Origin of the sequence: Aquibium sp. A9E412 (assembly GCF_030398335.1) — a bacterium.
Classification (GTDB): domain Bacteria; phylum Pseudomonadota; class Alphaproteobacteria; order Rhizobiales; family Rhizobiaceae; genus A9E412.
This window is the reverse complement of sequence record NZ_JAOAOP010000113.1, coordinates 1-5,661: the sequence shown is the minus strand read 5'-3', so window position 1 is coordinate 5,661 and position 5,661 is coordinate 1. Positions and strand designations below refer to the sequence as shown.

The window sequence follows — 5,661 nt, the reverse complement described above, 5'->3', positions numbered from 1 at the left end:
CGGGCCGTCCGGCGCCGGCCGGCTGCGGCACCATCGTCGGGCCAGGCCGTGTTGCCGTCGCCACACCGCGTCACGCTGTCCGCCGCCATGGTCTAGAGGCCCGGCGCGCTGCGCGGCTCGGGCGCGGCGCCGATCCTGAGCAGGAAGCCGATTGCCAGAAGCAGCGTGCAGGCGACCGGCGCGGCGAAGGTCAGCCACTCCGGCACCACGAGGATGCCGCGCACCATCGAGCCGCGCTGCAGCGCGCCCAGCAGCGCCTGCAGCAGATACCAGAAGAAGACGGCCGAGACCGCCGCGCCGACGCCGTTCACCACACGGTCGACGAGGCGGCGCGGCCCGCCCGGCAGCAGGGTCACCACCAGGTCGACGGCGACATGCGCGTTCTTCATCAGGACCCACGGCGCGGCCAGGAAGGTGGCCGCGGCGATGCCGTGCTCGACGAGGTCGGTCAGGCCGCGGATGGCGCTGGTGCAGCAGGCGCGCAGGCCCACGTCGAGCGCGATGGCGAGCGTGATGGCCACCAGGACGGCGCCCGCCACGACGGCGAGCGCCCGCACCGTGCCCCGGTAGAGCGACGTCAGCCCCCGCATCGGCGTCGGATCGTCAGCCGGCCGCGATCAGAAGCAGGCGCGCAGCTTTTCCGCCGCCTCCGGGTTGATGGCCGCGATCGCCGCCCAGCCTTCGTCCTGGGCCGCGTCGAGCCACGCCTCGCGCGCGGCGCCGGAGAACTCGATCACCTCGATGCCGGCCTCGGCCTGGGCGGCCGCCTCCCGGGCGTTGATGTCGAGGTTCTCGGCGTTCTTCGCCTCGATCCATGCCGCCGCCTCCTCGAGCAGCGCCTTCTGCTCCTCGCCGAGGCCGTTCCAGGTGTCGAGATTGACGATCACGTTGACGTCGACCTGGTAGAAGCCGGGGTCGACGCGGTACTTCGTCTGCTCGTCCCAGCCGAGATCGAGCACGCCCTGGATCGGCCAGCCGTAGCCGTCGATCGTGCCGCGCTCGAGCGCGGTGTAGACCTCGCCCGGCGCGGTGCGCACCAGATTGGCGCCGAGCGCCTCGAACATCGCCTGGTAGACCGGCGTGGTGCGGATCGTCAGGCCGCTCAGGTCGGGCTCCTCGATCGGCTTGGTCAGGTAGAGGTGGAAGTTCACGTTGTCGCCGGTGCGCGCCAGATACTTCACGTTCATCGCCGACTGGTGCATCTCGTCGATGATGGCGTAGCAGCCGTTCTCGCGCTGCTCCTGGATCGTATTGGTGGCGAGCTTGAGCGCGTCGCCCTCCGGCATGATGTTGGTGTAGAAGGCGGCGGTGTTGTTGGCCAGGTCGACGACGCCGGACGACACGGCGTTGCCGAGCTCGAAGGGCGGCACGGCCTCCGGACCGCCGACCACGTCGATCTGCAGGACGCCCTCGCCGTTCTCGTTGACCCAGTCGACGAACGCCTCGAACGGCCGCGCGAAGGCGGTGCCGGAGGCGAACGCACTGGCCGCCCGCAGCGTCACCTCCTCGGCGAGGGCCGAGCCGGCCGTCATCGCCATTGCGGCCGTCAGTGCGATGGTCTTCTTCATGGTGTCCTCCCTGATGGTCCGTGCGCGGGCCCAATTATATTCATTTACATATTGTCTAGAGACGCCCCGGTCGGCCGTCAACCGCACAGCGCGTGCCCGCCGCGAAATTCGCGCCCGGCGCGCCGGGCGGGCGCGCGCGGTTGACCCGCGCGATTGACTCGAAGCCGCCATTGCCGATACTTGCCGCCATGACCGACCATGACGCGCTCGTCGTTTCCCGGAGCGCCGGCATCCCGACCGCCGGGATGCCGGGGCTGCGAATGCGCTAGCAAGCGAGCGTGTCGCGCGCCTCGAGCCCCGCCGGTGACGGACGGGGCTTTTTCACGCTGAGGCGCCTCGTCCATCGGCATCGCGATGGAGAACGACGTGTCCCAGAACATCTACGACGATCCCGACTTCTTCGCCGGCTACAGCCGGCTGCCGCGACAGGTGCACGGCCTTGCCGGCGCGCCGGAATGGCCGGCGCTGCGCGCCATGCTGCTGGACCTGACCGGCAGCCGGGTGCTGGATCTGGGCTGCGGCTTCGGCTGGTTCGCGCGCTGGGCGCGCGACCACGGTGCCGCCGGCGTTCTCGGCCTCGATCTGTCGCGCAGGATGATTGCGCGCGCGAAGGCCGATACCGACGATCCGGCGATCACCTACCGGATCGCCGATCTCGAGACGGTCGCGCTGCCCGGCGCCGCGTTCGATTTCGCCTTCAGCGCGCTCGCCTTCCACTATGTCGCCGATTTCGACCGGCTGGTGCGCGAGGTGCATCGCGCCCTGACGCCCGGCGCGCATTTCGTCTTCTCGATCGAGCATCCGGTCTTCATGGCCGCCGCGAGGCCGCGCTGGACGGTCGACGCGGAGGGCCGCAGGACCTGGCCGGTCGACGGCTACGCGGCCGAGGGCGAGCGCCGCACCGACTGGCTGGCCAGCGGCGTGGTCAAGCATCACCGGCGCATCGGCACCACGCTGAACGCGCTGATCGCGGCCGGTTTCGCGATCCGCCGGGTCGACGAGTTCGCGCCGAGCGCCGAGCAGGTCGCGCAGGACCCCGGGCTGGCGGAGGAGCTGGAGCGGCCGATGATGCTGCTCCTCTCCGTCGTCCGCGACGCCGGCCGCTGACGCGGCGCCGGCGGTCTATTTCTGTGCCATCAGATAGCGCGCCACCGCCTCCAAGGCCGGCGGGGACGTCGGATCGATGGCGCCGTGGCAGCGGGCTGGCGGCGGCCTAGTAGAGCCGGATGACGCGCGCGGCGCGCCGTCGAGCCTTTCCGGCGCGCCGGGTGCCGTCAGGCGCCGAAGAGCTCGATGCCCATCTCCTGCCGTCTGGCGTGCAGGATCTCGCGCAGCAGCGACAGGAACCGCGCGCCGATCGGCGACAGCCGGTGCCCCTTGCGGCAGATCGCATAGACCGTGCGGCGAGCCGTGGGGTCGGCGAGCGGCACGAACGCCACCCCCGCCATGGCGCTGTTGCGCATCATGCGCGGCAGGATCGTGATGCCGATCCGGGCGCGCACGGCCGCCTGGATGGAGATCACGTTGGCGATGTACATGATGCGGTTCGTGTCGATCCGGTCGAGCTCGCTCGACGGCGTCGCCGTGTAGCTGCCGTTGCCGAGAAAGGGCCTGGCGCGCACCGTGTCCCAGCCCACCGGCTGCTTCGCCTCGGCCAGCGGATCGTCCTTGGCGCAGACCACGTCAAGCGGGTCCGACAGGAGCGGCGTGAAGGCCAGCTCGTCGCGCCTGCCGACGGCCGAGGCGAGCCCGATCTCGACGGTGCCCAGGAGCACGGCCTGCGTGACCGAGTGGGAATCCATGTCCCTGATCTCGACCCGGGCGCCCGGCCGCGACTGCCAGGTGGCGGCGATCGCGTCCGGCACGATCGTCGCGGCGATCGACGGCACGCAGGCGATGTCGAGCTGGCCGGGCGCGCCGTCGGCGTGATGGCGGATCGCCTGGACGATGCGGTCGTAGTGCTCGAGCAGCGGCCGCGTCTCCTCGAGGATGAAGCGCCCGAGCGGCGTCAGCTTCGATTTGCGGTCGCCCTCGAAGAGCCGCCCGCCGACCTCCTCCTCGAGCTGCTTGAGGGTGAGCGAGACGGCCGAGGAACTGCGGTGGAGCTGTGCGGCGGCGGGCACCAGGCCGCCATTCCTGGCGACGCTGTGCAGCACGCGAAACTGAGCGAGCTTGAACATCGGTTCTTCCAGTTTTCCTCAAATACGCTTGACGAATTCCCGTTTGATTTATGTCCCAGAACCGGCACAGTTGGAAGAGGACACGGAAACAGGGGCGTGAATGAAACCCTTCGCCAACTTCATCGCGGGAGCCTGGGTCGATTCGGACGGGGTGATCGAAAACGTCAACCCGTCGGACACCAACGACGTGATCGGCCGCTATGCGCAGGCGACGCAGGATCAGCTCGACGCCGCCGTCGCGGCGGCGCACGACGCGCTGCCGGCCTGGAACGCGAAAGGGCTCGAGGCGCGCGCCGACGTGCTCGACAGGATCGGCCGCGAGCTGATGGCGCGCGCGGAGGAGCTCGGCACCCAGCTTTCGCGCGAGGAAGGCAAGCCGCTCGCCGAGGGCCGCGGCGAGGTCTACCGCGCCGGTCAGTTCTTCACCTACTATGCCGGCGAGGTGCTGCGGCAGATCGGCGACACCGCCCAGTCGGTCAGGCAGGGCGTCGACATCGCGGTCACCCGCGAGCCGGTCGGCGTCGTGGCGGTGATCTCGCCGTGGAACTTTCCCATGGCGACGGCCTGCTGGAAGATCGCCCCGGCGCTCGCCTTCGGCAACGCCGTGGTGTGGAAGCCGGCGAACCAGACGCCGGCCAGCGCCTGGGCGCTGGCCGAGGTGTTCAGCCGGCAGGACATTCCCGCCGGGCTGTTCAATCTCGTCATGGGCAGCGGCGAGAGCGTCGGCGGCCGGCTCGCCGCGCATCCGCAGGTGAACGCGATCAGCTTCACGGGATCCGTCGAGGTCGGCCAGCGCGTCGCGGCGGCCGCCATCCCGAACCTGACCAAGCTCCAGATGGAGATGGGCTCGAAGAACCCGCTCGTGGTGATGGAGGACGCGGACCTCGACCTGGCCGCCGCGCTGGCCGTCAACGGCGCCTTCGGCGGCACCGGCCAGAAGTGCACGGCCTCGTCGCGGCTGATCGTGCACGAGGCGGTGCACGATGCGTTCGTCGAGCGCTGCGCTGCGCGCACCCGGGCGCTCAAGGTGGGGCATGCGCTCGACCCGCAGACGGAGATCGGGCCGGCCGTCAGCGCCCAGCAGCTGGAGTCCAATCTGCGCTACGTCGAGCTCGCCCGCTCGGCCGGCTGCGAGCTGGTGACCGGCGGCGGACGGCTGGAGCGCGACACGCCCGGCTTCTTCATGGAGCCGACGCTGTTTGCCGGCACGCGCAACGACATGCGCGTGAACCAGGAGGAGATGTTCGGGCCGATCGCCTGCGTCATCCGCGCCGCCGACTTCGAGGAAGCGGTCGCCATCGCCAACGACACGCGCTACGGCCTGACGGCCGGCATCGTCACGCGCTCCATCGCCTATGCCGGCGCGTTCCGCCGGCGCTCGCGGAGCGGCTGCGTGATGGTCAACCTGCCGACGGCGGGAACCGACTACCACGTGCCGTTCGGCGGCACGAAGATGTCGAGCTACGGCCCGCGCGAGCAGGGCGCCTACGCGGTCGAGTTCTACACCACGGTCAAGACGGCCTACATCCAGCCGGGACCGGTGGCATGAGCCGGCCGATGTTCGTCGACGCGACCCAGTACTGCAACTGGACGCGCGGCATCTTCGAGGAGATGGTGGCCGGCGGCCTGTGCGGCGTGCAGGCGACGATCGCCTACCACGAGAACTTCCGCGACACGGTCGACAACGTGGTGGCCTGGAACTGGCGGTTCCGGCAGCACGCCGACCTGATCTTCCCCGGACGCACGGCCGACGACCTGGAGCGGGCGCGCCGCACCGGCCGGACGGCGATCTTTCTCGGCCTGCAGAATCCCTCGCCGCCTGCTCTACCGCTGGCGCATCGGCGCGCTGCCGATCGACATCGTCGCGGTGATCTCCAACCACATGGACTACCAGAAGCTGGTGGTGAACCACG

6 protein-coding genes and 1 pseudogene are annotated in these 5,661 nt (G+C 70.3%); 3 read left to right on the top strand and 4 right to left on the bottom strand.

The features are described 5' to 3' along the window. Positions 1 to 92: 92 nt before the first annotated feature. From N1F89_RS20160 to N1F89_RS20150, 3 genes are all read right to left on the bottom strand, one after another. On the bottom strand, positions 93 to 590 hold the full coding sequence (locus tag N1F89_RS20160; RefSeq protein WP_290086257.1) for a TRAP transporter small permease: 498 nt from the start codon (positions 588 to 590) through the stop codon (positions 93 to 95). 27 nt (positions 591 to 617) lie between these two features. After that, entirely contained in the window at positions 618 to 1,568 is a 951-nt protein-coding gene (dctP, locus tag N1F89_RS20155) for a TRAP transporter substrate-binding protein DctP (RefSeq protein ID WP_290086256.1), read from the bottom strand. Between the two features lie 77 nt (positions 1,569 to 1,645). After that, positions 1,646 to 1,948: a hypothetical protein gene (locus tag N1F89_RS20150; protein ID WP_290086255.1), complete on the bottom strand. Its 303-nt coding sequence runs from the start codon at positions 1,946 to 1,948 to the stop codon at positions 1,646 to 1,648. Here N1F89_RS20150 and N1F89_RS20145 point away from each other — a divergent pair. Next, positions 1,935 to 2,675 carry a class I SAM-dependent methyltransferase gene (locus N1F89_RS20145; protein ID WP_290086253.1) on the top strand — a complete coding sequence of 247 codons (741 nt, stop codon included), beginning with the start codon at positions 1,935 to 1,937 and terminating at the stop codon, positions 2,673 to 2,675. The genes N1F89_RS20150 and N1F89_RS20145 overlap by 14 nt on opposite strands. Before the next feature lie 167 nt (positions 2,676 to 2,842). Here the strand turns inward: N1F89_RS20145 and N1F89_RS20140 are convergent, their stop codons facing one another. Further along, positions 2,843 to 3,748 (bottom strand): LysR substrate-binding domain-containing protein, encoded by a 906-nt coding sequence (locus tag N1F89_RS20140; protein WP_290086252.1) that lies wholly within the window; start codon positions 3,746 to 3,748, stop codon positions 2,843 to 2,845. Between the two features lie 100 nt (positions 3,749 to 3,848). Between N1F89_RS20140 and N1F89_RS20135 the strand changes: the two genes are divergently transcribed. Then, entirely contained in the window at positions 3,849 to 5,297 is a 1,449-nt protein-coding gene (locus N1F89_RS20135; protein WP_290086250.1) for an aldehyde dehydrogenase family protein, read from the top strand. A gap of 270 nt (positions 5,298 to 5,567) precedes the next feature. After that, positions 5,568 to 5,661: pseudogene (gene purU / locus N1F89_RS20125) on the top strand (formyltetrahydrofolate deformylase); the annotation flags it as partial.